Annotated in this window: 21 protein-coding genes; 7 read left to right on the top strand and 14 right to left on the bottom strand. The window is 69.5% G+C overall.

Going from position 1 to position 23,848, the window contains the following annotated elements:
- Positions 1-59 precede the first annotated feature (59 nt).
- The 3 genes from ACIBEI_RS11825 to ACIBEI_RS11835 all read right to left on the bottom strand — a co-directional run bounded on the left by ACIBEI_RS11825 (position 60) and on the right by ACIBEI_RS11835 (position 3,202).
- Positions 60-698: a TetR/AcrR family transcriptional regulator gene (locus ACIBEI_RS11825; RefSeq protein ID WP_398887631.1), complete on the bottom strand. Its 639-nt coding sequence runs from the start codon at positions 696-698 to the stop codon at positions 60-62.
- Positions 695-2,296, bottom strand: a complete 1,602-nt coding sequence (locus tag ACIBEI_RS11830; protein WP_398887633.1) for a DHA2 family efflux MFS transporter permease subunit — start codon at positions 2,294-2,296, stop codon at positions 695-697. Before ACIBEI_RS11830 ends, ACIBEI_RS11825 begins: the two co-directional genes overlap by 4 nt.
- A 192-nt stretch (positions 2,297-2,488) precedes the next feature.
- Positions 2,489-3,202, bottom strand: a complete 714-nt coding sequence (locus tag ACIBEI_RS11835; protein WP_398887635.1) for a hemolysin III family protein — start codon at positions 3,200-3,202, stop codon at positions 2,489-2,491.
- 361 nt (positions 3,203-3,563) lie between these two features.
- Between ACIBEI_RS11835 and ACIBEI_RS11840 the strand changes: the two genes are divergently transcribed.
- Positions 3,564-5,408, top strand: coding sequence for a phosphoenolpyruvate carboxykinase (GTP) (locus tag ACIBEI_RS11840; RefSeq protein WP_398887637.1), 1,845 nt, complete (start codon positions 3,564-3,566; stop codon positions 5,406-5,408).
- 216 nt (positions 5,409-5,624) lie between these two features.
- Here the strand turns inward: ACIBEI_RS11840 and ACIBEI_RS11845 are convergent, their stop codons facing one another.
- The 9 genes from ACIBEI_RS11845 to ACIBEI_RS11885 form a co-directional block, all read right to left on the bottom strand.
- Entirely contained in the window at positions 5,625-5,990 is a 366-nt protein-coding gene (locus ACIBEI_RS11845; protein WP_398887638.1) for a DUF6415 family natural product biosynthesis protein, read from the bottom strand.
- The gene (locus ACIBEI_RS11850; RefSeq protein WP_398888309.1) at positions 5,987-6,211 is read right to left on the bottom strand and encodes a hypothetical protein; all 225 of its coding nucleotides are present in this window, start codon (positions 6,209-6,211) and stop codon (positions 5,987-5,989) included. The genes ACIBEI_RS11845 and ACIBEI_RS11850 overlap by 4 nt, the downstream gene beginning before the upstream one ends.
- A 438-nt stretch (positions 6,212-6,649) precedes the next feature.
- Positions 6,650-7,900, bottom strand: coding sequence for a helix-turn-helix domain-containing protein (locus ACIBEI_RS11855; RefSeq protein WP_398887640.1), 1,251 nt, complete (start codon positions 7,898-7,900; stop codon positions 6,650-6,652).
- A 94-nt stretch (positions 7,901-7,994) separates the two neighbouring features.
- The gene (locus tag ACIBEI_RS11860) at positions 7,995-8,597 is read right to left on the bottom strand and encodes a hypothetical protein (RefSeq protein ID WP_398887642.1); all 603 of its coding nucleotides are present in this window, start codon (positions 8,595-8,597) and stop codon (positions 7,995-7,997) included.
- A complete protein-coding gene (locus ACIBEI_RS11865) occupies positions 8,584-10,197 on the bottom strand; it encodes a substrate-binding domain-containing protein (RefSeq protein ID WP_398887644.1) in 1,614 nt (537 codons plus the stop codon). The genes ACIBEI_RS11860 and ACIBEI_RS11865 overlap by 14 nt, the downstream gene beginning before the upstream one ends.
- Positions 10,194-11,369 (bottom strand): toxic anion resistance protein, encoded by a 1,176-nt coding sequence (locus ACIBEI_RS11870; protein WP_398887646.1) that lies wholly within the window; start codon positions 11,367-11,369, stop codon positions 10,194-10,196. The genes ACIBEI_RS11865 and ACIBEI_RS11870 overlap by 4 nt, the downstream gene beginning before the upstream one ends.
- A gap of 12 nt (positions 11,370-11,381) precedes the next feature.
- On the bottom strand, positions 11,382-12,458 hold the full coding sequence (locus ACIBEI_RS11875; protein ID WP_398887648.1) for a hypothetical protein: 1,077 nt from the start codon (positions 12,456-12,458) through the stop codon (positions 11,382-11,384).
- Between the two features lie 255 nt (positions 12,459-12,713).
- The gene (locus ACIBEI_RS11880; protein WP_398887650.1) at positions 12,714-13,142 is read right to left on the bottom strand and encodes a hypothetical protein; all 429 of its coding nucleotides are present in this window, start codon (positions 13,140-13,142) and stop codon (positions 12,714-12,716) included.
- Between the two features lie 113 nt (positions 13,143-13,255).
- Entirely contained in the window at positions 13,256-14,467 is a 1,212-nt protein-coding gene (locus tag ACIBEI_RS11885; RefSeq protein WP_362086523.1) for a pyridoxal phosphate-dependent aminotransferase, read from the bottom strand.
- Between the two features lie 126 nt (positions 14,468-14,593).
- Between ACIBEI_RS11885 and ACIBEI_RS11890 the strand changes: the two genes are divergently transcribed.
- On the top strand, positions 14,594-15,310 hold the full coding sequence (locus tag ACIBEI_RS11890) for a hypothetical protein (RefSeq protein ID WP_398887652.1): 717 nt from the start codon (positions 14,594-14,596) through the stop codon (positions 15,308-15,310).
- Between the two features lie 335 nt (positions 15,311-15,645).
- A complete protein-coding gene (locus ACIBEI_RS11895) occupies positions 15,646-16,560 on the top strand; it encodes a serine protease (RefSeq protein ID WP_398887654.1) in 915 nt (304 codons plus the stop codon).
- Between the two features lie 15 nt (positions 16,561-16,575).
- On the opposite strand, the gene ACIBEI_RS11900 is transcribed toward ACIBEI_RS11895, so the two are convergent.
- Both ACIBEI_RS11900 and ACIBEI_RS11905 read right to left on the bottom strand, forming a co-directional pair.
- Positions 16,576-18,201, bottom strand: a complete 1,626-nt coding sequence (locus tag ACIBEI_RS11900; protein ID WP_398887656.1) for an amidohydrolase family protein — start codon at positions 18,199-18,201, stop codon at positions 16,576-16,578.
- 9 nt (positions 18,202-18,210) lie between these two features.
- Positions 18,211-19,494 carry an amino acid deaminase gene (locus ACIBEI_RS11905; protein ID WP_398887658.1) on the bottom strand — a complete coding sequence of 428 codons (1,284 nt, stop codon included), beginning with the start codon at positions 19,492-19,494 and terminating at the stop codon, positions 18,211-18,213.
- Positions 19,495-19,699: 205 nt separating this feature from the next.
- Between ACIBEI_RS11905 and ACIBEI_RS11910 the strand changes: the two genes are divergently transcribed.
- From ACIBEI_RS11910 to ACIBEI_RS11925, 4 genes are all read left to right on the top strand, one after another.
- On the top strand, positions 19,700-20,926 hold the full coding sequence (locus tag ACIBEI_RS11910; RefSeq protein ID WP_398888311.1) for a sugar kinase: 1,227 nt from the start codon (positions 19,700-19,702) through the stop codon (positions 20,924-20,926).
- Positions 20,923-21,687: an IclR family transcriptional regulator gene (locus ACIBEI_RS11915; protein WP_055618584.1), complete on the top strand. Its 765-nt coding sequence runs from the start codon at positions 20,923-20,925 to the stop codon at positions 21,685-21,687. The genes ACIBEI_RS11910 and ACIBEI_RS11915 overlap by 4 nt, the downstream gene beginning before the upstream one ends.
- A complete protein-coding gene (locus ACIBEI_RS11920) occupies positions 21,684-22,094 on the top strand; it encodes a RidA family protein (RefSeq protein ID WP_398887661.1) in 411 nt (136 codons plus the stop codon). The genes ACIBEI_RS11915 and ACIBEI_RS11920 overlap by 4 nt, the downstream gene beginning before the upstream one ends.
- 154 nt (positions 22,095-22,248) lie before the next feature.
- A complete protein-coding gene (locus ACIBEI_RS11925; protein ID WP_398887663.1) occupies positions 22,249-23,829 on the top strand; it encodes a GntP family permease in 1,581 nt (526 codons plus the stop codon).
- Positions 23,830-23,848: the final 19 nt, after the last annotated feature.

A 23,848-nucleotide genomic window follows, 5' to 3' on the forward strand; every position in this document is an offset into this window, starting at 1 on the left:
TTCGTGAGACGCAGTTGCCCCCGCCCCTTCCCAGGGGCGGGGGCAACTGCCTTCTTCCGTTACTCGGCCCGCGGCGTGAGCCCGTGCTCCAGGACATCCATGGCGCGGTCGACGAGGTCGGCGAAGTCGTCCTTGTGGTCGTGCTGGGCCCAGTAGAGGGACACCTCCATCAGGCCGCCGATGAGGGACATCGCGAAGACGCGTACCTCGAAGCTGTCGGGGCCCCGCCCGGTGCGCTCGCCGATGACCTGGCAGAGCAGATGACTTGTGACCGACATGCTCTCCATCATCCGCGAGCGCACGGCGGGCACCTCGGCCATCAGCCTGGTCCGCAGCCGGGTGACCTCGGCGTCCTCGGCCATCCCGAGAACCACGGCCTTCCCCAGTACGTGCCGGAGGGAGTCCATCGGCGGCTCGTCCGCCGGCCGTGCCCGCAGCTCCGCCTCCAGCAGCGGGTCGTACTCGTCCGTGAGGACGATGTCCTCCTTGGTCGGGAAGTAGCGGAAGACCGTGGACGGCGACACCTCGGCCAGCTCGGCGATCTGCTCGACCGTCGTGGCGTCGTACCCCTGCTCCTCGATCAGCCGGTAGGTCGCGTCACGGATCGCCGTCCGTGTCTTGAGCTTCTTCCGCTCACGAAGTCCCAGCTGGGGGCGGTCGGCGGGGATGGAGCTGCGTGCGGCCGTCATGGGGGTCATTGTCGGCCATCGGCCGGGGCGGAGGCCACGTCCGGGGTCGCCTCCGGGGCAGGCTTCCCCTTCACGGACCCCGTGACGTCCCGCGACCCGGTGTTCGACTCGGTGTTCGGCAGGAACGCCCCCGCGAGCAGCGCCGCCACGAGCGAGGCGATCCCGCACACCAGCAGGACGAGGCCCATGCCATGCACGTACGCCGAGTTCGCGGAGGTCACCAGGTCGGTGGCGCCCGCGCGGTCGCCGACGAGATGGGCCGCGACCACGGACTCCCGGGCCGTGTCCGCCGCCCCCTCGGGCAGCCCGGTCACATCGAGCCGGTCCCGGAACGCGCTCGCCAGCAGACTGCCGAGCAGCGCGATACCGATCGCCCCGCCGACCTGGCGCAGCGTCATGAGGAGCCCGGAGCCGCTGCCGGCCCGGGCGGCGGGGAGGGTGGCGAGCGCCCCGTCCATCGCCGGGACGACGGCGAAGCCGAAGCCGAGGCCCGCGACCGACAGCCACAGCGCGGTGAAGCCGTACCCGGACTCGACCGTCGTACGACTGCCGAGGAACGCGGCGAAGGACAGCACCACCAGACCGGCGCTCACCACACCGCGCGACCCGAACCGCTCGACGACCGGCTGGGCCGCCCTCGCCGCGACCATCAGCCCGCCCATCATCGGCAGCATGCGTACGCCCGTACCGAGGGCGTCGTTGCCGAGGACGGCCTGCAGATACTGCGGGAGCACGAACATCAGGCCGGACAGGACGAACATCACGAGCGTCGCCGCGACCGCGTTGAGCAGGAAGCCGCGGTGCGCGAGCAGCGACATGTCGAGCATGGGGCGTACGGACCGGCGCTCGCGCACCACGAGCGCCGCCAGCAGGAGGACGGACCCGGCGATCAGGGCGAGCACGAGCGGGTCGCCCCAGCCGCGGTTCGGGGCCTCGATGATCGCGTAGATCAGCGCGCCGAGCCCGGCCGCGGTGAGCGCGGTGGAGACGGCGTCGACCTTGGGGGAGGCGGGATCGCGGGTCTCCGGCAGCAGGAAGAGGCAGGCGGCGATGCCGATCGCGGCCATCGGAACGTTGATCAGGAAGACCGAGCCCCACCAGAAGTGGTCGAGCAGCCAGCCGCCGATGATCGGGCCGAGCGGCATGCCGAGCGCGGACGCGGCCGAGATGATGCCGACCGCCTTGGTGCGCTCGGTGGGCGGGAAGAGCGAGGGCAGCACGGACAGGGCGAGCGGCATCACCAGCGCGCCGCCCACGCCCATCACCGCACGGGCGACGACGACCCAGGTCACATCGCCCGCCAGGGCGCCGACCAGCGAACCGGCGAGGAAGACGCCGAGTCCGGTCATCAGCATCCGGCGCCGGCCGAACCGGTCGCCGAGCAGCCCGGCCGGGAGCATCAGCGCGGCGAAGACGACGACGTACGCGTCCGCCATCCACTGCTGCTCACCTGTGCTCGCGCCGAGCTGCCCCGCCATCGTCGGCAGCGCCACATTGAGGATCGTCATGTCGAAGCCGAGCACGAGCATGCTCGCGACCAGGGCGCCGAGGGCCCACCAGCGACGGGGGTCGAGGTGTGTCTCGGGGTGTGGAGTGACAGTAGCCATGAAATGAGAGTAACTCTCAAAAGGTGGTTGCTGTCAATGTGTGGCCGCTGATGGGCGCGCCGGACGGACCGTGCCGGGCATGCGGGCCGGGCATGCGAAAGGGCCCCGCCGCGCGATGCGGTGGGGCCCTTTCGTCGAGTGCCGGCCGCGGCTGTCCGCGGTGGCCAGGGGGTGTCTCTGCTGGTGCGGGGGCTATCCGTGCTGGTAGGCCACCATCGAGATGCCGACGTAGTGCGTGGCGAACGCCGCGAGCGTGAGGGAGTGGAACACCTCGTGGAAGCCGAACCAGCGCGGTGACGGGTTGGGGCGCTTGAGGGCGTAGATCACGCCGCCCGCGCTGTAGAGGAGCCCGCCCACGATCACGAGGACCAGCACGGCTATGCCGCCCGCCCGCATGAAGTCGGGCAGGAAGAAGACGGCCGCCCAGCCCATCGCGATGTAGCAGGGGGTGTAGAGCCAGCGCGGTGCCCCGATCCAGAACACCCGGAAGGCGATGCCCGCGATCGCGGCGCCCCAGATGCCCCACAGCAGCCACTGCCCCTTGGTCTCGGGCAGCAGCAGCATCGTCAGCGGTGTGTACGAGCCCGCGATGATCAGGAAGATGTTCGAGTGGTCGAGTCTGCGCAGCACGCCGTCCATGCGTGGTGTCCAGGTGCCCCGGTGGTAGATCGCGCTGACGCCGAACAGCAGGCACGCCGTGAGAGCGAAGATCGCGCAGGCGATGCGGGCGCGGGTCGAGTCGGCGAGAGCGGTCAGGACGAGGCCGGAGACCAGGACGGCCGGGAACATCCCGGCGTGCAGCCAGCCGCGAAGCCTCGGCTTCACCGGATGCGGCAGGGAGAGCGCTTCGGCGACGCGGTCTACGACCGGCGTGTCCGAGGGCGCGTCGGGGACGGACGCAGTCATGCACGGCATCGTACCTACGGAACCGTAAGTTACACATCAGTCCGACCGTATGAAGGGCGCCAAGTGGCCATGGTCTCACCGGCGTACGCGGTGGAGTTCCACCGGCGCGCGAGGTGAGCGGCTGGTGGGCGACTGGTGGGGCGGGAATGGCCTGGGTGAATGACCGGGTAAATGACCGGCAATAAGTGGTGATGCTCACGCTGCTCACGTGTGAGGCCCTCTGGACATATGGGCGGACCCGTCGGATGATCAAATGAGTGCGGTCGGCACCGGATGAGCGCCTAAGCGTCACCACGTGAAGCATCCGGGTCGCAGCCCCCACGGGGCACAACCAAACAAAACCCCTCATCTAGGAGCAATCGTGGCGCGCGACATCGCGGCTCCCTCAACCGTTCCCACCCATCACCAGGAACTGATCTCGTGGGTCAACGAGATCACCGAACTGACGCAGCCGGACAGCGTGGTCTGGTGTGACGGCTCAGAGGCCGAATACGAGCGACTGAGCGAGGAGCTCGTCCGCAAGGGCACCTTCAAGAAGCTCGACCCGATCAAGCGCCCCAACTCCTACTACGCCGCCTCGGACCCGACCGATGTCGCTCGGGTCGAGGACCGTACGTTCATCTGCTCCGAGAAGGAGCAGGACGCGGGCCCGACGAACCACTGGAAGGCCCCCGCGGAGATGCGGGAGATCTTCCAGGGCACGGGCACCGGCCCGGACGCGAAGGGCGGCGTCTTCCGCGGCTCGATGAAGGGCCGGACGATGTACGTCGTCCCGTTCTGCATGGGCCCGCTCGGCTCCGACCTCTCCGCGATCGGCGTCGAGATCACCGACTCGGCGTACGTCGCCGTGTCCATGCGCACCATGACCCGCATGGGGCAGCCGGTGCTGGACGAGCTGGGCTCCGACGGCTTCTTCGTGCGTGCTGTGCACACGCTCGGGGCGCCGCTGGAGGCGGGCGAGGCGGACGTGCCGTGGCCGTGCAACTCCACCAAGTACATCTCCCACTTCCCGGAGACCCGCGAGATCTGGTCGTACGGCTCCGGCTACGGCGGCAACGCGCTGCTCGGCAAGAAGTGCTACGCCCTGCGCATCGCCTCCGTGATGGCGCGTGACGAGGGCTGGCTCGCCGAGCACATGCTGATCCTCAAACTGACGCCCCCGCAGGGCGAGTCGAAGTACGTGGCGGCGGCCTTCCCGTCGGCCTGCGGCAAGACCAATCTCGCGATGCTGGAGCCGACGGTCGGCGGCTGGACCGTCGAGACGATCGGCGACGACATCGCCTGGATGCGCTTCGGCGAGGACGGCCGTCTCTACGCCATCAACCCCGAGGCCGGCTTCTTCGGCGTCGCGCCCGGCACCGGTGAGCACACCAACGCCAACGCGATGAAGACGCTGTGGGGCAACTCCGTCTTCACGAACGTCGCGCTGACCGACGACAACGACATCTGGTGGGAAGGCATGACGGAGGAGACTCCGGCCCACCTGACGGACTGGAAGGGCAACGACTGGACGCCGTCCGTCGAGACCCCGGCCGCGCACCCGAACGCCCGCTTCACCGTCCCCGCCGCGCAGTGCCCGATCATCGCGCCGGAGTGGGAGGACCCGAAGGGCGTGCCGATCTCGGCGATCCTCTTCGGCGGCCGTCGTGCCACGGCGGTCCCGCTGGTGACGGAGTCCTTCGACTGGAACCACGGTGTCTTCCTCGGCGCGAACGTGGCGTCGGAGAAGACGGCGGCGGCCGAGGGCAAGGTCGGCGAGCTGCGCCGCGACCCGTTCGCGATGCTCCCCTTCTGCGGCTACAACATGGGCGACTACATGGGCCACTGGATCGACGTGGCCAAGGACAAGGACGCCTCCAAGCTCCCGAAGATCTACTACGTCAACTGGTTCCGCAAGAACGACGAGGGCAAGTTCGTCTGGCCCGGCTTCGGTGAGAACAGCCGCGTCCTGAAGTGGATCGTCGACCGTCTCGACGGCAGGGCGGAGGGTGTCGAGACCCCGATCGGCATCCTGCCGACGAAGGAGGCCCTCGACACGGACGGTCTCGAACTCTCCGACTCCGACCTCGACTTCCTCCTCACGGTCGACAAGGAGGTCTGGCGCGAGGAGGCGGCGCTCGTCCCCGAGCACCTCAACACCTTCGGCGACCACACGCCGACGGAACTGTGGGACGAGTACCGGGCCCTGGTGAAGCGCCTGGGCTGAGGCCGACTTGGGGCGACTTGGGCTGACGGCTGCTTGAGCTGGTTCCTACTTGGCCTGACGCCCACCGCTTGAACTCCGCGGCCGGCCCTGAGTTGCCCTGACCTGCGACGTGGTTGGGGCCGGCCGCGGTGAGTACCACTCGGGGGCGCCGGGGCCCGCACGATGGTGTGCGGACCCCGGCCTCTGTCACGTCCAGGGCGACGGCGAAGCTATGGATCACGGCTGTGCACCGCCCAGGCTCTCCAGGCCCGTGAGGAGCCAATCGACCGAGCGGGCGAGTCTGCGCGCGTACGCCCTGGCCGCCGCTGCGCCCGGGTGCAGCGGGATGTCCAGCTTCCTGCGGGCCTCCGCGACGGCCACGACCGCGCAGGCCACGGGCACGGTCATCGTGGGGTCGTGGTCGGGTGGTTGCGCGGCGGCCTGCTCGACTTCGGGGATGAGTAGTCGCAGGTACCCCTTCAACGTGAGCGTCAGCGTGTCCAACTCGCGCGGGGAGAACGGCCCGGCATCGTCCGCGAGCAAGCGGGCAGTGGTGGCGCGCATCGTGAGAGTGTCGACCGGCAAGGACGCGTTCACCGTCACGGGCACTCCTTCCGAGAGCGCGCGTCGGCCACGGCCAGTCCCGCGCTCAGCGTCTCGGCGAGCGTGACCGGCTGGAGCCTGTCCGGGTGGGCGTCCCACTCGACACCGCCGCCGACCGGCCGTAACTGCACGTACGGGCCGACGAATCCCATCACCTTGCCGACCTTCTGCCGCTGGGTGTCCTCGACTGCGTCGCCGAGTTGGGGGTTGTACGCGGTCATCGTCACCGGACCTCCCTCGTCGCGGAGGCCAGGGGGCGGGTGCGCTCGTCCTCCGGCAACACGTAGGCGCGCACGGGAGCGTCGATGACGGAGTCATCCTTGATGGCCGGCCGTTGAAGGGCCGGCCACAGGTGCGGCGCTCGGCGGCGGCGCGCTCTGGCGAGGATGGCGCCCCACATCTCGGGCGATGGGCAGGGCGCCGTCGGGTGTGGACCTGAGGTGGGAACCGGGGTGATGCGGGCGGGTCCGCCTGGTGATCGCACCCCGACCAGCAGGGCTCTCACCCGGTCGAGTGCTCGTGGTGCAAAGCGCATGCCGGTGCTCCTTCGTAGCGTTGGCCACGCCCGGGAGGTCTCACCGCCTCGCCGGTCTTCTGTCGCTGTCGGCGACGTTAGGAGCACTGGGAGCGATGCAGGGGCACAGTTTGTGCCCCTATGGTCATGCGGCCAAGAGGCCGATCTTCACAGCGAGTTCGGATGCGCGATGGCGCCGAGCAGCATCCTTGCACTCGGCTTCTTCGAGGACGATCCGCTTCGCGTACCCGTTGTACTTGATCGTTTCCGGGGCGGCTTCGAATGCCTTGTTCAGCGTGGCGAGCGCGACGTCCGGCTGTCCGTCGAGGTGGTAGCCGCGCGCTTCCTCGATGCGGTGCCGGGCCCGCCGTGGCCTCGACTTGATCGTGGTTACGTCCGCGGCGGCTGCCTGCCGGACGGACTCTCCGCCTTGGCGCAGCTCTACGGCGACAGTGACGGCGTGCGCGCCCATGATGGCGCGGGAGAACGACGTCACGGGGTGGTAGTAGTTCTCCGGGAGCCGCTGTGCCATGGAGCGCGCCTGGTCCCAATACCGCCAAGCCGTGCCGGTTTCGGCCCGCCGGGCCGCTGTGTATCCAGCCTCGAAGGTGAGCGCTCCGAAGATGGCAAGGACGTCGGTCGACCCGTCGGACAACAGTGGTTCGAGGTACGCAAGGGTCTTGAGGTTCACCGCGTCTGCGGCGTCGAAGTGCGCCGGGCCCGCGTCGCGGTGCGCCTGTGCGGCCAGCCACGCGGCCACGCCGATGGCGTGTGGATCCTCGGACTCCTGTGCGGCGATCAACCCCCGCTCTGCGACCCTCCACAGCAAGGCCGGATCGGGCTGATAGGCCACGAAGAACTGACACAGGGAGTAGACCTCGGCGAGTACGGCCTGTGCCTTCCTGCGGTCCGGTGCGGTGTCGGCCTGTCGCACGGCAAGCTGAGCGTCCCGGATCAGACCGGGCAGCAATGCGCCGATCACCTCGCGGTGGTTGGGCGCGGAATGGCGTGCCTTCCAGGCGCGGGCGAGCCGGGCCTGAAGGTGCGTGGCCGGAGGCGCCTCGCGCCGTGTGGTGAGCGGGAAGACGTCGACCGCGGCCTTGACCTCGGCGAGGCGGGGATGGCCCGGTCCGGTGAACAGGGCCACGTGTGCGGACTGGTCGCCGGTGAGGTCCGACAGGTCCTGGACACGCAGCAACTCGGCGATGCGCAGGACCATTTCGAGCTTGGGTGTCTTCAAGCGCCCGGTCTCGACCCCTTTCACCCAAGAACCGGTCTTGCCGACCAGCCCCCCGAACTGCTCGCGGGTCATGCCCTTGCGGGTGCGCAGGATCTGGAGGCGCTGGCCGAACACGAGCGGGTCGGCGTACGGGTCCGGGCTGGCATCTGGAGACATCAGGCCTGTTCCTCCCTGCAGCTTCGTCACTGTCAGAGTAAAGGCGAGGCCGATCTCATGTGAGGTTCACTCTGAGAAGCCAGAGACCGACGGTTCAGTTGGAGCGGTCCTCCAGATAGCGCGTGAGCGACTCCTGGCGCCTTGCCTCGATGTCTCGCAGGCCTGCCGCCAGCTCACCGAACTCGTCCTGCAGAACGGCGAGCTGGCGCTCCAGGTGGCGTTCCGGTGGTTCCGTGCCCGGTGTCAACCGCGTCCACCACCGCGTCCGTACGAACGTGTCGACCGCCTCCGGGATGTCCTGCCGTGCGGCCCGGGACAGGGCGTGGACGCCCTCCGGGTCCTGGGCGAGGATCTCGGCGACCCAGCCGGGGTCCAGCAGCGCCGCCAGGAGGTCCGTCAGTTCCGTCAGGCGGCCGGCCGCGGCGGGCGGCAACTCAACGTCGGCCAGATACGCGCGCAGCTTGCCGAAATCCCCCCGCAGCTCGTCCAGTTGAGCGGACGGGTCCGGGAAGTCCGGCACCGGCGGCCGTTCCGGCGGCGCGACCAGCGCCCCCGCGCCGTACAGGCCCACGACCACCATCGGCCAGTACGGACCCGCCACCCCCGCGAACGTCAGCGCCAGGCCGACGATCCCGCACGCACTGCCGGTGAGGTTCTTGCGGGACTCCAGGTAACCCAGGAACTTATTGGTAGCCACGGATCTCCTCGAAGGCGCCGTCGAGCGAACCCTTCTGGGCGTCGAAGAGCCGGCCGCCGGTCAGCTCCGCGATGTGTTCCAGCTCGCCCCGGTCGGAGTCGCCGAAGAGGATCGGGAAGACCGGGATCTCCCGTTCGGCTTCCGGCAGTCCGCCGTAGAAGCCGTCGAAGGCCGCCGGGCTCGCCCCCGCCGTGTTCTCGCCGTCCGTCATCAGCACGATCGACGTGAACGTGTCGTCGTCGGCGCCCAGATGCTCGTACGCCTTCTCCAGCGAGGTGTAGATCGCGGTGTCCCCGTCGGCGGTGAGCGCCTCGGTGTCGCGGCGGATCCCGTCGAGCCCCGAGCGCGGGTTCTCGGGCCGCACCACATGCGTGCGTACGCTCTTGACCTGCGAGCCGAACGGCATCAGCGTCACCTCCTCCCGGTCGCGGAAGTCGCTCGTCAGATCGGTGAGCGCCTTCTTCAGACGGTCGAGCCGCCCGTCCTCCCGCATCGAGCCCGAGGTGTCGAGGACGTATACGGTCCGGGAGGGCCTGCGCAGTTTGTTCTCGTACGCGTCCAGGAGGCCGTCCGCCACTGAACGGCTGCCCGGGAAGGGGAGTTCGCGTCGGCGGGTGGTGTCCAGGCCCGTCGCGGGTGGGACCGAGGCGACGACCGGGCGGCGCAGGGTGCGGTCGGTGATCAGCCGCTGGGCCGCCGGCGCGCGCAGCGCCTCGGTGAGGCGGCGGACGTCGTCACGGACCGCCTGGCTCGTGGACGCGAGCGAGGAGAGCGGGTAGTCGGCGGTGACCACGCCGTCGCGTGGCCGGATCACCGTGAGGTCCTTGCGCGCCTTCAGCACCGACTCGTAGTTGAGCAGCGCGTCCACGTCGCCGCGCCGGTCGTACGCCTCCGCCAGCCAGCCCGAAGAACCGGACGTCAGCTTCTGCCCCTTGAAGAACTCCGCCAGCCTGGGCGTCGCCTGCTTCACGTCCTCGTCCGTCAGCGCGGACTGGGCGTCCGAGAGGCCCGAGGCCACCGAGACGAGGGTGGAGAAACCGGAGTTGGAGCGGGACGGGTCCGTCATGCCGTACGTCAGGTCGCCGTCCGCCACCGCCTTCTCGATGTCCGCCCAGGTGACGTCCTCCGGCTTCCAGCCCAGCTCTCGTACGGTGGCGTTCTTCACGCCGATGGCCACCGGGCTGGACATGACCGGGGTCTCCGACACGATCTGCCGCGCGGCGGTGGGGTTGAGGCGCAGGTAGTCGTTGGAGGAGAGCCAGATCGCGTCGTACGTGCCCTTGGCCTTGTCCTTGCCCAGGAGGTTCACCGCGTCGAGGGTGCCCATGTAGGTGGGGTGGACCTTGATGCCGGTGTCCTGCTGGATCTGGGCCAGCACGGTTTTCATGTCTGCGAGTTCGCTGGATGCGAGGATGCGGAGGGCGCCGGGTTCCGGCTTGCTGGAAGGGCTCGGCTCTTCCGTTGCCGATGTGCATCCTGCCGTCACCAGTACCAGTGCGATGGCGGCTGCGGCCCTGTGGGTGGTCTGTGCCCACCCGTTCCGCCCTGCGGAACGCCTGCCCACAGACCACCGGCGAGCTTCGAGGTCATCCCGTCTCATGCGAGCCCTCCCTCCAACGCTCCCCGCGAGCGGCTGCGGTCCAAGTACGCGCTCGCGTGCTGCAGTTCAGCCGTCAGGGACTCCACCGTCGCCGCCATGGACTCCGTGGCCTGGGCCTTGTACGTGTCGATGGTGTCCAGGGTCTGGTAGATCTGCTGGAAGGCCGCGCGGAGCGTCTCCGCGCCGACGGCCGGGTCGGCGGCGATGCGCTGGATCTCGCCGGACTGCGTGGCGAGCATCTCCGCGTTGCCGCGGATCAGGTCCTCCGTCGTGCCGCGCAGGGCGTTGACCTGCTCGACGACCTTGCGCTGGTTGTCGAGGGCGGAGGCGAGCATCACGGAGACGCGCAGCGCGGAGACGGTCGTGGTGGCCGCCCGGTCGACGCCCTTGATCAGCTCGTCGTTGTTGCGCCGGACCACGTCCATCGCCAGATAGCCCTGCGCGCACACCGCGAGCTGCGTGAGCAGGTCCTGGTGCTTCTGCCGGACGGGGAAGAGGACGTCCGCGCGCAGGGTGTCCGCCTGGGCGGGGTCCTGAGACTCCACCCCCGCGATGTGGGCCTCGACCGCCGCGTCCAGGGCCTCCGTCAGGACCACGTACTCCTGGAGCTTGCCCATCGAGTCCCAGAGGCGGACGCGCTCGGTCTGCAACGCGGCGTTGTCGCGGCGCAGTTCGTCCTGGCCGCCGCGGAGCGAGCCGACGATCCTGTTCAACGTGCCCTGTGCGGAGGCGTACTTGGCGACGTGGTCGCGGAGCTTGTTGCCGCCGGGGAGCCGGGACAGCAGCTTGCGGGCCTTGCCGCCGGGCAGGTCGCGCGGATCCAGGTCCTCGACCGTACGCCGCAGTTCGACGAGCGAGGACGAGACGCGGGACTGGGCGTCCTCGCCGTTCGCGGGCAGGCTGCGGATCGTGCGCTCCAGCATGCGGTTCGACTGGGCGGCCGCGCCGCGCATCTCACCGGAGCCGAGGCCGACGATCTCCCCGATCTTCCCCGCGAACTCGGGGGAGCGGGCGTCGAGCGCGGCGAGCCCGTCGACGTACTCGGCGGCCTTGCGCGCCATGTCGGTACGGACCGACTCGTCGACCGGCACGAGTCCGCCGGCCTTCTCCCTCGGTACGGCCGCGACGGCCTGCGGAGGTGTCAGGACAAACGTGTCTTCGGTGTTGCTCACTTGCTGTTCCCCCTAGCCCCGCGCCCGGCGCGCCATCTCGTGCAGCACCTTGGAGGCGGGCACGGGCGACTGCCGGACACCGGTCAGCTTCTGGTTGAGATACGTGGTGTGGGCGGCGGTGGCCGCCGTGAACTCGGCGCTCGTGCCCTGCGGCCGGAACCCGTGCCGTACTGCGAGCCTCCGCAACTCCTTGTCCGTGCCGAGGAGTTCACCGAGCGCGCGGCCCTCGTCCGTGAGGGGGACGACGGTGTGGTCGCTGTTGGCGGTGGTGTCGGGGTAGAGGACGGTCAGGTCGCCGACCTCCTGGCCCCGCGCGAGCAGCGAGGCGACCTGCGACTCGTACACGAGGACGAGCGGGTTGCCGACGCCGCTGATGAAGTCCCTGAACGCCGCGTCCGAACTGGTCTGTTGGGCGCCCTGGACGCTGATCAGTTTGCGCATCAGAGGTGCCGTGCGGTTCACCGCCGCGGTGCCGTCGGCGACCCGGCCGCCGTCGGCGACGTACGAGGCGGCGGCGAGGTAGAGCGCGCCGGAGTTCGAACTGGTTGGATCCGTGGTGGAGATGAAGAGCGTGCCGCTCAACTCACCGTGCCGCCCGGCCCCCTTGAGCTGCTGCCAGGTCCGGTCGGCACCGGCGGCCTTGAGGTAGGCGGACATCCTGAACGTGCCGTTGCCCCTGGCCGGCAGAGTCGCGAGCCCGTTGTCGGCCAGCACCCCGGCGGCGCTTCGGTGCGCCACGACCACGAGGGGCGAGTAGAAGGGGCGCGGCAGGGGCTGCCGTACGTCGTACTTCGCGGCCAGTTCGTCGGCGGGGGCCTGGCTGGACGGGAAGGCGAAGTCGTACCCCTTGAGGTCGAGTCCCTCCATGGCCCAGGACCCGGAGGTCTCCGTCTCCAGGGTGTAGCCCTTGGCAGCGAGGGCCTTCACCACATCCGGATCGGCGAAGAACTCCGCCTTCTCCGATCCGATCACTCCCAGCACGGTCTTCGTTGCCGTGCTCTTGTCCTGCTCTTCGCGGCCCGCGACGACGGCTGCTGCCACTCCGCCGATCAGGAACACCGCCAGGACGATGGCGACTATTCGTCTCACACCCGGAGCCTGCTCCCGGAACCCAACATTCCCCGGCGCTCCGGGTGAACAAGGAGTGGCCGCCCCATCCCAGTACGCAACCGGAGCAGCACGATCCGCCTAGGGGCGCCCCGTAAGGGGCGCGGGGAACTGCGCGATCAGCCCCCACCGACCCGCAGGTTCATCACCGGGCTTCCAGCGGAGCGCAATGGCACCCGGCCCGCGTGTCACTGCGGGCGCACGCGGACCGGGGCCGACCGGGGGAGCCCTGAGGGCTCAGTGGGTGGTGAGTGTGCGGCGGGCCTCGGTGGCCGCCGTGTGTGCGTCCATACGCTCGGCGGCCAGGATCGCGGCCGCCGTGTCGGCGCGGGACGCCGCGACGACGAGGGCGCGGCCCGCGAGGGCGTGCGCCCGCTCATGGAGCGCCGCGACCTGGGCGGACTCGGCGGTGGTACCGGCACCGGTCACCGACGCGCGGACCGGCGGACGGCCCCCGCGAAGACGTGCGACCTGCGAGGTCAGCCGTTCGGCGGCGACGTCCAGCTCGGTGGACGGTTCGATACCGCGCAGCTCGTCGGTCACCGCCAGCAGTGCCGCGAGGTGACCGGCGAGCTGGATGTCCAGCTCCTCTTCGCGCGACCGATGGGGAAAGTCGGCGGTGCCGGCCATCGTGTGGACCGACTTGGTGCGGATCGGTTCGTACATGGGAGATGGCCTCCTGTGCTCTGACAGGAAACCATCCTAGCTTGGATTTCGTCTAAAGTTGAGATGGTTCGGAAAAGCGGGCCGCGCGACCACGGAGCGTGACTGATTAGGTGTCAGGGCTGGCCGTATCCGTCCAGGAAGTTCCCGATCCGGGTCACGGCGTCCGTCAGGTCCCGGGCCGTGGGCAGGGTGACGACCCGGAAGTGATCGGGCTCCGGCCAGTTGAAGCCCGTCCCCTGCACCACCATGATCTTCTCGGTCCGCAGCAGGTCCAGCACCAGCTGCCGGTCGTCCTTGATCTTGAAGACCTTCGGGTCGAGGCGCGGGAAGAGATAGAGCGCGCCCTTCGGCTTCACGCACGTCACGCCCGGAATCTGTGTCAGCAGCGCGTGCGCCACGTCCCGCTGCTCCCGCAGGCGCCCGCCGGGAAGCACGAGCTCGTTGATCGTCTGCCGCCCGCTCAGCGCGGCGACCACGCCGTGCTGCCCCGGCATGTTCGCGCACAGCCGCATGTTCGCGAGGATGGTCAGCCCCTCGATGTACGAGTCGGCGTGCGCCCGCGGCCCCGAGATCGACATCCACCCGACCCGGTACCCGGCCACGCGGTACGCCTTCGACATGCCGTTGAAGGTGAGCGTCAGCAGGTCCGGGGCGACCTTGGCGGTCGGCGTGTGCGTGGCCTCGTCGTACAGGATCTTGTCGTAGATCTCGTCCGAGCAGACCAGCAGGTTGTGGCGGCGGGCGATGTCGGTCAGCCCGCGCAGCATCGCCTCGTCGTAGACCGCGCCCGTCGGGTTGTTCGGGTTGATGATCACGATCGCCTTGGTGCGGTCGGTGACCTTCCGCTCCACGTCGGCCAGATCGGGCATCCAGTCGGACTGCTCGTCGCACCGGTAGTGCACGGCCGTACCGCCGGACAGCGACACGGCGGCGGTCCACAGGGGGTAGTCGGGCGCGGGTACGAGCACCTCGTCGCCGTCGTCCAGCAGGCCCTGCATCGCCATCACGATCAGCTCGGATACGCCGTTGCCGATGAAGACGTGCTCGACGTCGGTCTCGATACCGAGGGTCTGGTTGTGCATGACGACGGCCCGGCGCGCCGCGAGCAGGCCCTTCGCGTCGCCGTACCCGTGTGCCGACGAGACGTTGCGGAGGATGTCCTCCAGGATCTCGGGCGGGCACTCGAACCCGAACGCGGCCGGATTCCCCGTGTTCAGCTTGAGAATGCGATGCCCGGCCGCTTCCAGCCGCATCGCCTCCTCGAGCACCGGGCCCCGGATCTCGTAACAGACGTTGGCGAGCTTGGTCGACTGGATCACCTGCATGTCCGTGAGCTTACGGCCCGGTAACGCCCCTTGGGCCGTGTTTTCCACCACGTGAGACGCGGCGGTTTGGGTGGTTATCGCCGGTAGCTGTCCCGTCGGCCTCTCCCGTCCCTACAATGCGCGGCCATGTCGAGGCCACCTGAGAACGAGAACGGGGTGCCCGGCGCGAACGCCGCGAACAACGCGGCCGGCGCGCCGGACACCCATGGTGCGCATCGGGAAGGCGACGAGCGCGTGGTCCCGCCGATCGTGTACCACCCGCAGGTCGAGGAGACTCCGGCGTACGACGAGTACGCCGACCCGGCGACCGCCCACGGCTGGCAGAACGCGTACGACGAGACCCGCGAACTACCACCCGTGGCAGCCGGCGCGGAAGATCGCCGCAAGGCCGGCGGCCACCGGGCCGACGGCCGCCGTTCCCGGCGGAAGCCCAGAGCCTTGACGTCACGGCGTGTGGTGGTCGCCGCCGGGGCGGTGGGCGCGGTGTCCCTGGCCGCCGTGATGGCCGGGTTCTCCTTCGGGCCGTCGGACGGCGGAGCGCGAGGCAACGAGGACCGCACGAGCCCGACAGCCGGGGACCCCGCGTCGCCCACGGACGCCAAGTCCTCGGGCGGAGCCCCCGCCGCACGCTCGTCCGACGGCGGCGGGCCGTCCGGCACAGGGGACCCGAGCAGCTCTGCGAGCCTCGCCCCGACGGGCGACGAGACCGAGAACCCCTCGGCCAAGTCCCCCACCACCCCTTCGGCCCCCTCCACACGCACCGCCACCACGAGCCCGAGGGGCCCGGGCAACTCCGACGGCAAGCCGGGGCGCGGCCAGGGCGGCACCAAGGGGCCCAAATAACCGCCGCCAGGCCCAAGTAACCACCCGCCCGGCCCGAGCAGCCGCCGGACGAGGAACCACATGGCCGCAGCACCCGGCAGGTCGACGTACTCGGCACCGGCCGGGCCGCCCCCGAGCCGACCGGACCGCCGCACAACTCCCCGGGGGCACCCCCGTTCACGTTCATCGCGCCGGGGGATGGGCAGGAGCAGCCCAGGAACGCGAGGGAACCCGCCAACGCCTCGCCTGAAGCGGCTCCTTGCCCACACCCCCCTCTCACTTCACAATGTGCATGACAGACGTATGGGCGGCCGGAAATTCTCCGGCCGCCCGAGTCACAATGAGGGGACCCCCACATGAGAAAGCCTCTCGGCGCCGCGCTCTTCGCCCTGGTGATAGCCGGGGCAGGCGCGGCACCCGCGGTCGCGGCACCCGAACCCGCGACCGGCGTGGACACGGACACCGCCACATCGGTGGTCAGAGACGCCGTCACGTCCACGACGGCGGCCGTGTCCAGGATCACCGCGCCGACGGTCCAGGCCGTCAACTTCGCCGGCACCGTCTCGCTCAGCAACTGCTCGGGCTCCGTCGTCCGCTTTCCGGACTCGGAGGACAACGACCCGGCGATGGTCATGTCCAACGGCCACTGTCTGGAGACCGGCTTCCCCGCGGCCGGTGAGGTCATCGTCGACCGGGCCTCCAGCCGCACCTTCGGCCTGCTCAACGCCGCGGGCACCCGGGTCGCCACCCTGCGCGCCAGCAAGATCGCGTACGCGACGATGACCGACACGGACGTCTCGCTGTACCAGCTCACCACCACGTACGCGCAGATCAAGAGCTCGTACAACATCAGCCCGTTGACGATGAACGACACGCACCCGGTCGCCGGGACCGCCATCACGGTCGTCTCGGGCTACTGGAAGCGGACGTACGCCTGCAACGTCGACGGCTTCGCGTACCGCCTCAAGGAAGGCGCCTGGACCTGGAAGGACTCGGTCCGCTACACCTCGGCCTGCCAGACCATCGGCGGCACCTCGGGCTCGCCCGTCGTCGACAACGCCACCGGCAACGTAGTCGCCGTCAACAACACCGGCAACGAGGACGGCGGCCGCTGCACCGACAACAACCCCTGTGAGGTCGACGAGAGCGGCAACGTGACCGTCCGCGCGGGCATCAACTACGCCCAGGAGACCTACCAGATCCCGGCGTGCTTCGGCATCGACAACAAGCTCGACCTGAGCGCGAGCGGGTGCACCCTGCCCAAGCCGTGATCCCGCGGCGGGCGGTCACGGAGCAGTCCGGCGGACCGCCCGCCCCGCGAGCACATCCGTCCGCCGCCCGTCCTCCACGACGAACCGCCCGTCGATCAGGACGTAAGGAATGCCGGTCGGCAGCGTACGAGGATTTTCGAAGGTCGACCCCGCCGCCACGGTGGCCGGATCGAAGAGCACCAGATCCGCCCGGTACCCCTCGCGGACCAGCCCCCGGTCGGGCAGCCGGAGCCGGGCCGCGGGCCGTGACGTCAGATGGGCGACGCACTCCTCCAGCCCGAGAACGCCCAACTCCCGCACATACCGCCCGAGATACTGCGGGAAGGTGCCGTACGCGCGCGGGTGCGGCTTGTCGCCGCGCAGGATGCCGTCCGAGCCGCCGGTGTGGACGCGGTGCCGCATGATCGCCTGCACGTTCTCCTCGTGACCGACGTGCTGGAGGATCGTAGAGCCGAGCCCGTCGTCGAGAAGCAGCCGCCGAGCGGTGACCCAGGGAGCCTCGCCACGAGCGTCGGCCGACTCCTGCACGGTCCGGCCCACATACTCCGCGAGCGCCGGATCAGCCACCCCCGAGATCTCGATGGTGTCCCACTCGATGGGAACGCCATGACACCCGTCCGCACCCACCACTTCCATGTGATGGCGGATCTTCTCCGCGGTCCCCTCCTCCCGCAGCCGAGCGAGAATCGCCTCGGGACCCCCCTCGCTCGCCCAACTGGGCAGCATGGCCACGAGAGTCGTACACCCGGGCGTGTAGGGATAGGTGTCCAGACTGATGTCGGCCCCACCGGCCAGCGCGTCATCGACGAGGGCCAGCAACTCGGGCCCCCTGCCCTTGTTCACACCGAAGTTCATGGTGGCGTGGGCCAGATGAAGGGAGCAGTCGGCCTCGCGCGTAAGCTCCACCATCTCCCGGTACGCATCCAATGCACCGGCCCCGTACGACCGATGGTGCGGGCAGTAGTAGCCGCCGAACTCCGCCACCACCCGGCACAGCTCGGTGAGTTCGGCGTCCTTGGCGTACATGCCCGGGGTGTAGGTGAGCCCGGAGGACATGCCGACCGCGCCCTCCCTCATCCCCTCGGCGACCAACTGCCGCATCCGGTCCAGTTCCCGTGGCGTCGCCTCACGATCGTCCCAGCCGACGGCGAGCATCCGCACAGAGCCCTGAGGAATCAGATAGGCGGCATTGACGGCGATGCCCTCGCCACCGAAACCGTGATCCAGCCGGTCCAGATACTCGCCCACGGACCGCCAGGTGAAGTCGATGTCGTCCCCGTTGCCGTTCCACCCGGTGATGGCCCTGCGCACCTCGGCGAGGGTCCGGTCGTCGACGGGGGCGTACGACAGCCCGTCCTGCCCGATGACCTCCAGCGTCACGCCCTGCGCGACCTTCGCACTGTGGTCGGGGTCCCGCAGCAGGGCCAGATCGCTGTGGGCGTGCATGTCGATGAAGCCGGGGGAGAGGACGAGCCCCTCGGCGTCCAGAACCCGCCGGGCGACGGGCCGCAGGCACCCAGCGGCAGCGGCCTCCTGGACGACGGCAGTGATCCGGCCGCCCTCGATCCCCACGTCGGCCCGGTAGGAGGGGCCTCCGCTCCCGTCGACAACCTCCACGTCACGTACTACGAGGTCCATCATGGCGGGCTCCTAGAAGTAGGTGCGGATGTAGTCGACGACCGTGCCGTCCTGCTCCACCACCGGAATCAGCTCCCATTTGTCGAAGGACGTACAGGGATGAGAGAGCCCCATCCCCACCCAGTCACCGACCTGAAGCTGGGCTCCTTCGTCCGTACGAATCCAGGCGTGCTGATCGGACAGACCGGTGACGGTGATGCCGTCCGCAGGACGCTCCCCGCCGTCGCCGCGCACCACCTGCACCTCGGGCAGATCAAGGTCGTAAGCGGCATCCCGCTTGCCGGCGTTGACGAAGGCCTGCTCGGCAGAGGGCCGGGAAACAACCTGGGCCCAGAGCCGGAACGCGGGCTGCAGGGCACCTTCCTCGGGAACCCGGTTGAACGGAGTGATCTTCCGGTAGTGCCCGTCATCGTGCGAGACATAGGCACCGGACCGCAGCAACTTCAGCACAGGCAGCGACAGTTCAGGAATCCCGGCAAAGACATCGGCCACGGCATCGAACCAGGCGCTACCACCCGCACTGACCACAATCTCTTCGACCCCGTCGAAACGACCGTCCTTGTCAAAGTCGACGGCCAGCGCGACCAGCCGCCGCAGCCACCCCCGCACCCGCTCGGAATCGGCGTCCGGAACCTCTCCCTCGTACCCCGCAACACCAACCAGCCGCAGGGTGTCCACACCGGCAACCGCATCCGCGACGGCAGCACACTCCGCCTCGGTCCGCACCCCGGTCCGGGCCCCCTCACCGGCAGCCAGCTCGACAACGACGTCCACGGGCCGAACGGCACCCCGCAACGCGGAGTCCATCAACTCCACCCCACGCACGGAGTCGACGTAACAGACGAAACGAAACCCGGGATCGGCGTCGAGCTGCGAGGAAACCCACTTCAGAGCGGCCGCATCCACCACTTCATTCGCCAGGAAGACCCGCTGGACCCCGAACGCCCGCGCAACCCGCACCTGATGAGGCACGGCCAGCGTGATCCCCCAGGCCCCACGCTCGATCTGCCGCTGAAAAAGCTGGGGAGCCATGGAGGTCTTGCCGTGCGGGGCGAAGGCGAGCCCGTGCCGAACCGAATAGGTCTCCATGAGCCGCAGATTGTGATCGAGCCGCTCGGCGGACAGGGCGAGCACGGGAGTGGTGAACCCACCACTGAACAGATTGCGGCGCTGAGCGACCAGCTCACCAACAGTGAGCCCGTCGGCGTCGGGCGGGAGCCCCTTGAACCGGTGGTCGACACGTTCGTCCGCGAGCGAGGCAAGACGCTCCGCACCGGTACCGGAATCGGCGGCCATGAAGCCTCCCAAATATTCGCCGTTGCACTCCTTGCAACAGTCATTGCGTGTCGCGCTTACTGCTGTCTAACATCTCGGCCAACGCCGGGTCAACGAAGCCGCCGAGACCCACAAAGGCCAAGGAGCCCCAGTCATCGTGACCCCCACCGGACCCGCCCCCACGGCAGCCGCGCCCGCCGTGGACGTAGTCACCCTCGGCGAGTCCATGGTCACGTTCCTCCCCTCCCGCCCGGGCCGCCTCGCGGACGTGCCGTCCTTCGACCGGGCGATCGGCGGCGCGGAGTCCAATGTGGCCTGCGCACTGGCCGCCGCCGGCCACACCGCGAAGTGGGTCGGCCGGGTAGGCGCCGACGGCTTCGGCGACCACCTGACCGAGGCGATCGGGGCATACGGCGTCGACACCTCCGCCGTACAACGCGATCCCACCCGCCCCACAGGCATCTACTTCCGCACGGCGAGCGACCGTTCCACCGACGCCCACGAGGTGGCGTACTACCGCACGGGCTCCGCGGCCTCGGCCATGTCCAAGGGCACCGCCGACATGGCGGCCATCCACTCGGGCCGAATCCTCCACCTCTCCGGCATCACAGCGGCACTCTCCCCCGACTGCCTCTCCCTCCTGACAGCCCTCACGGCGCCCGCCCCCCACCGCCCCCTGATCTCGTTCGACGTCAACTACCGAGCAGGCCTCTGGCCAACCCAATCCCAAGCAGGGGCCACCCTCCTCACACTCGCCCGCGGAGCAGACCTCGTATTCGTAGGCGAGGACGAGGCGGAGGAGGCCTGGGGCATCACAGGCGGCCCCACCGCGATCCGCGCCGCACTTCCAGAACCCCACGTACTGGTGGTCAAGGCGGGCAGCCAGGGCGCCACGGCCTTCGAGTCAGCGCGCCCCACGCACCCGCACCCGCCCACGGACGGAAGGGGGCGTGCCGGGGGGTGTCCGCCCGCAGCGGCTGGCGTGTCAACTCGTAGCCCTTTTCAGGCAACCGATTCCACGCCAGACCGAGGACGGATACCCCCCGGCGCGCACCCGACCCACCCCCACGGCGAGGGCGAACGCACCACGGCGCACAAGCCGCACACCCCACGCCAGGGCGACCAAACCACTGCGCGCCACCCAACCGACACGATCACCTTCGTCCCCGCCCTACAGGTGGACGTAGTGGCCCCAGTAGGAGCAGGCGACGCCTTCGCGGCAGGCTTCCTGTCGGCGACCCTCCGCGGACTCCCCCCGAGGGCCCGCCTCCGCCACGGCCACCTCATGGCCGCCGCCACGCTCACCGACCCCGGAGACCTCGGCGCACCCCCCACCCGCGACCACGCCGACCGCCTCGCCGCCCTGGACGACGACGCGTGGGGCACACTTCGACTCGGCCCCGGCTGGACGCACCCCGCAGACCGGGCCCAGGAGGAGGTACCCACCCCATGAGCCAGACCGTCGACAGAGCGCTGTCCATCCTGCCGCTCCTAGCCGAGGGCCCCGCCGACCTGGGCCAGGTCGCCGACCGCCTGGGCGTCCACAAGTCCACCGCCCTGCGCCTCCTGCGCACGCTCCACGAACACGGCCTCGTCTACCGCCAGTCCGACCAGCGCTACCGCCTGGGCGCCCGCCTCTTCGCCCTGGCCCAGGAAGCCGTGGAGAACCTGGACGTACGGGAGATCGCCCACCCCCACCTCGTACGCCTCAACGAGCAGTGCGGCCACACAGTCCACCTCGCCGTGCACGAGGAGGGCGAGGTCCTCTACATCGACAAGGTAGAGAGCCGCTACCCGGTCCGCATGTACTCCCGCATCGGCAAACCGGTAGCGATCACGGTCGCCGCGGTAGCGAAACTGCTCCTCGCGGACCTCCCGGAACCCGAGCGCCACACGTTCGCCGACAAGCTCGACTACCCGATGTACACATCCCGCTCGACCCCCAACGCCCCGGCGTTCCTGAGGGAGTTGGAGAAGGTACGGGACCAGGGCTGGGCCACGGACCTGGGCGGCCACGAAGAGTCCATCAACTGCGTGGCGGCCCCCATCCGGGGCACAGACGGCCGAGTGGTCGCAGCCATGTCCGTCTCCGCCCCGAACGTGGTCGTCACCGCCGACGAACTCCTCACACTGCTCCCACTGGTGCGCCGTACCGCGGCGGCAATCAGCGGCGAGTACTCAGGCAAGACCCCGACGAAGGAAACCAGCTCATGACCGACAAGATCGCCCTCACCCCCAAGACCCACACCACCCCGCCGGCCAGGTTCTCGCACGGCGTCAGGAAGGGGAACGTCCTCCAGGTGGCGGGCCAGGTCGGCTTCCTGCCCGCGGTCGAGGGCGAGCCCCCCACACCCGCGGGCCCGACCCTGCGGGAGCAGACCCTCCAGACCCTCGCCAACGTCAAGGCCATCCTCGAAGAGGGCGGCTCCTCCTGGGACGACGCGATGATGATCCGCGTCTACCTGACGGACGTGGACCACTTCGCGGAGATGAACGCGATCTACAACGCGTACTTCGAGGAGCAGGGCCTGTCGGCACCGCCCGCGGCCCGCACAACGGTGTACGTGGGCCTCCCCGCAGGCTTGCTGATCGAAATCGACGCGCTGGCAGTCCTGGGCTAAAGCCACAACGCGCCCCACGCCCCCCCCCCACACAACACCCGCCCCCAACAACACCCGCACCCCGTAAGCCATCAAGGTCCGGCGCCCACCCCAGGGCGCCGCACCGCGATCCCCCCTGCCCGAAAGCTCCATGCCCTTAAGAAGAGGCCCTCCCATGTCGTCCCCGCTCGCAGCCACACCCACCCCCGAAGCGCCACCCCACACAGGCGGCCTGCTCCTCCTCATCGACGGCACCGCAGGCCTGCTGACGGTCGCGGCCCTCGGTATAGTCCTGCTCCTCGTCCTGATCATCAAAGTCAGACTGCAGCCGTTCGTAGCGCTGCTCGCGGTGTCCATAGCAGTCGGCCTCTCGGCCGGCCTCTCCGTCACCGAACTCTTCGGCACGGTCCAGCGATCGACCTCCGTCTCGATGATCGAGTCGGGCATGGGCGGCATCCTCGGCCACGTCGCGATCATCATCGGCCTCGGCACGATGCTCGGCGCGATCCTGGAGGTGTCGGGCGGCGCGGAGGCGCTCTCGGCCCGCCTGCTCAACCTGTTCGGCGAGAAGCGCGCCCCGCTCGCCATGGGCCTGACCGGCCTCATCTTCGGCATCCCGGTCTTCTTCGACGTGGGCATCTTCGTCCTCGCGCCGATCGTGTACGCGGCCGCCAAGCGCTCCGGCAAGTCGATCCTGCTCTACTGCATGCCGCTCCTGGCGGGCCTGTCGATGACCCACGCGTTCCTGCCGCCGCACCCCGGCCCGGTCGCCGCGGCCGGTCTGTTCAAGGTGGACCTGGGCTGGGTCATCCTGATGGGCGTCATCGTCGGCATCCCCGCAGTGCTCGCCGCGTGGGCGTACGCGGCCTGGATCGGCAAGCGCCTCTTCGTCCCCGTACCGCAGGACATGGTCGAGGCCGCGGACGAGGCGAAGGCGGCGGTCGCCGCGGAACGCGCGGCACGCCGGGCGGCAGTAGGGGGCCCCACGGACGGCACAACCACAGTCCCCGGCCAAAGCACAGGCACAGGCAAGGGCTCCGGCTCGGTCGCCGTCGCCGAAGGCCTGTCCGAGGCCCCCGCAGAACAGCCGCCGTCGCTCTCCACGGTCTTCCTCATCATCGGTACGCCCCTGCTCCTGATCCTCGCGGCGACGTTCTCCTCCATCGCCCTGGACCCGTCGACGTTCCGCTCGGTCATCGAGTTCTTCGGGCACCCCTTCGTGGCGCTGACGATCGCGCTGCTGATGGCGTACTACCTGCTGGGCCTCAGGCGGGGCTGGTCGCGCAAGTCGCTGGAGACGGTGTCGACGGCGTCGCTGAAGCCGGTCGGCAACATCCTGCTGGTGGTCGGCGCGGGCGGCGTCTTCGGCGCCGTACTGAAGGGGTCGGGCATCGCGGACGCGCTGGCCGACACGTTCAACGACGTGGGCCTGCCCATCATCGTGCTGGCCTGGCTGATCTCCGTCGTGCTGCGGGTCGCCCAGGGTTCGGCGACGGTGGCCATCGTCACCACGGCCGGCATCGTCGTCCCGCTGGTCGAGGGACAGGACCTCTCGCAGGCGCATCTGGCGCTGATCATCATGGCGATCTCGGCCGGTTCGATCTTCGCCTCGCACGTCAACGACGGAGGCTTCTGGATCGTCGCCAAGTACTTCGGTATCTCCGAACGGGACACCCTCAAGTCCTGGACGGTCCTGGAGACGGTCCTGTCGGTGGCGGGCTTCGCGATGGCGGCGCTGCTGAGCATCTTCATATAGCGGGACGAAGCGGAGGTCG

The sequence above is a fragment of the Streptomyces sp. NPDC050988 genome (assembly GCF_044456225.1).
Classification (GTDB): domain Bacteria; phylum Actinomycetota; class Actinomycetes; order Streptomycetales; family Streptomycetaceae; genus Streptomyces.

What these genes read in the sequence shown, in the direction of transcription:
- ACIBEI_RS11855 (WP_398887640.1), bottom strand. Translation starts at nt 7,900, where the DNA reads ATGTCTCCAGATGCCAGCCCGGACCCGTACGCCGACCCGCTCGTGTTC.
- ACIBEI_RS11865 (WP_398887644.1), bottom strand. Translation starts at nt 10,197, where the DNA reads ATGAGACGGGATGACCTCGAAGCTCGCCGGTGGTCTGTGGGCAGGCGT.
- ACIBEI_RS11925 (WP_398887663.1), top strand. Translation starts at nt 22,249, where the DNA reads ATGTCGTCCCCGCTCGCAGCCACACCCACCCCCGAAGCGCCACCCCAC.
- ACIBEI_RS11910 (WP_398888311.1), top strand. Translation starts at nt 19,700, where the DNA reads ATGGTCACGTTCCTCCCCTCCCGCCCGGGCCGCCTCGCGGACGTGCCG.
- ACIBEI_RS11900 (WP_398887656.1), bottom strand. Translation starts at nt 18,201, where the DNA reads ATGATGGACCTCGTAGTACGTGACGTGGAGGTTGTCGACGGGAGCGGA.
- ACIBEI_RS11920 (WP_398887661.1), top strand. Translation starts at nt 21,684, where the DNA reads ATGACCGACAAGATCGCCCTCACCCCCAAGACCCACACCACCCCGCCG.
- ACIBEI_RS11825 (WP_398887631.1), bottom strand. Translation starts at nt 698, where the DNA reads ATGACCCCCATGACGGCCGCACGCAGCTCCATCCCCGCCGACCGCCCC.
- ACIBEI_RS11850 (WP_398888309.1), bottom strand. Translation starts at nt 6,211, where the DNA reads ATGACCGCGTACAACCCCCAACTCGGCGACGCAGTCGAGGACACCCAG.
- ACIBEI_RS11895 (WP_398887654.1), top strand. Translation starts at nt 15,646, where the DNA reads ATGAGAAAGCCTCTCGGCGCCGCGCTCTTCGCCCTGGTGATAGCCGGG.
- ACIBEI_RS11905 (WP_398887658.1), bottom strand. Translation starts at nt 19,494, where the DNA reads ATGGCCGCCGATTCCGGTACCGGTGCGGAGCGTCTTGCCTCGCTCGCG.
- ACIBEI_RS11835 (WP_398887635.1), bottom strand. Translation starts at nt 3,202, where the DNA reads ATGACTGCGTCCGTCCCCGACGCGCCCTCGGACACGCCGGTCGTAGAC.
- ACIBEI_RS11880 (WP_398887650.1), bottom strand. Translation starts at nt 13,142, where the DNA reads ATGTACGAACCGATCCGCACCAAGTCGGTCCACACGATGGCCGGCACC.
- ACIBEI_RS11885 (WP_362086523.1), bottom strand. Translation starts at nt 14,467, where the DNA reads ATGCAGGTGATCCAGTCGACCAAGCTCGCCAACGTCTGTTACGAGATC.
- ACIBEI_RS11915 (WP_055618584.1), top strand. Translation starts at nt 20,923, where the DNA reads ATGAGCCAGACCGTCGACAGAGCGCTGTCCATCCTGCCGCTCCTAGCC.
- ACIBEI_RS11890 (WP_398887652.1), top strand. Translation starts at nt 14,594, where the DNA reads ATGTCGAGGCCACCTGAGAACGAGAACGGGGTGCCCGGCGCGAACGCC.
- ACIBEI_RS11830 (WP_398887633.1), bottom strand. Translation starts at nt 2,296, where the DNA reads ATGGCTACTGTCACTCCACACCCCGAGACACACCTCGACCCCCGTCGC.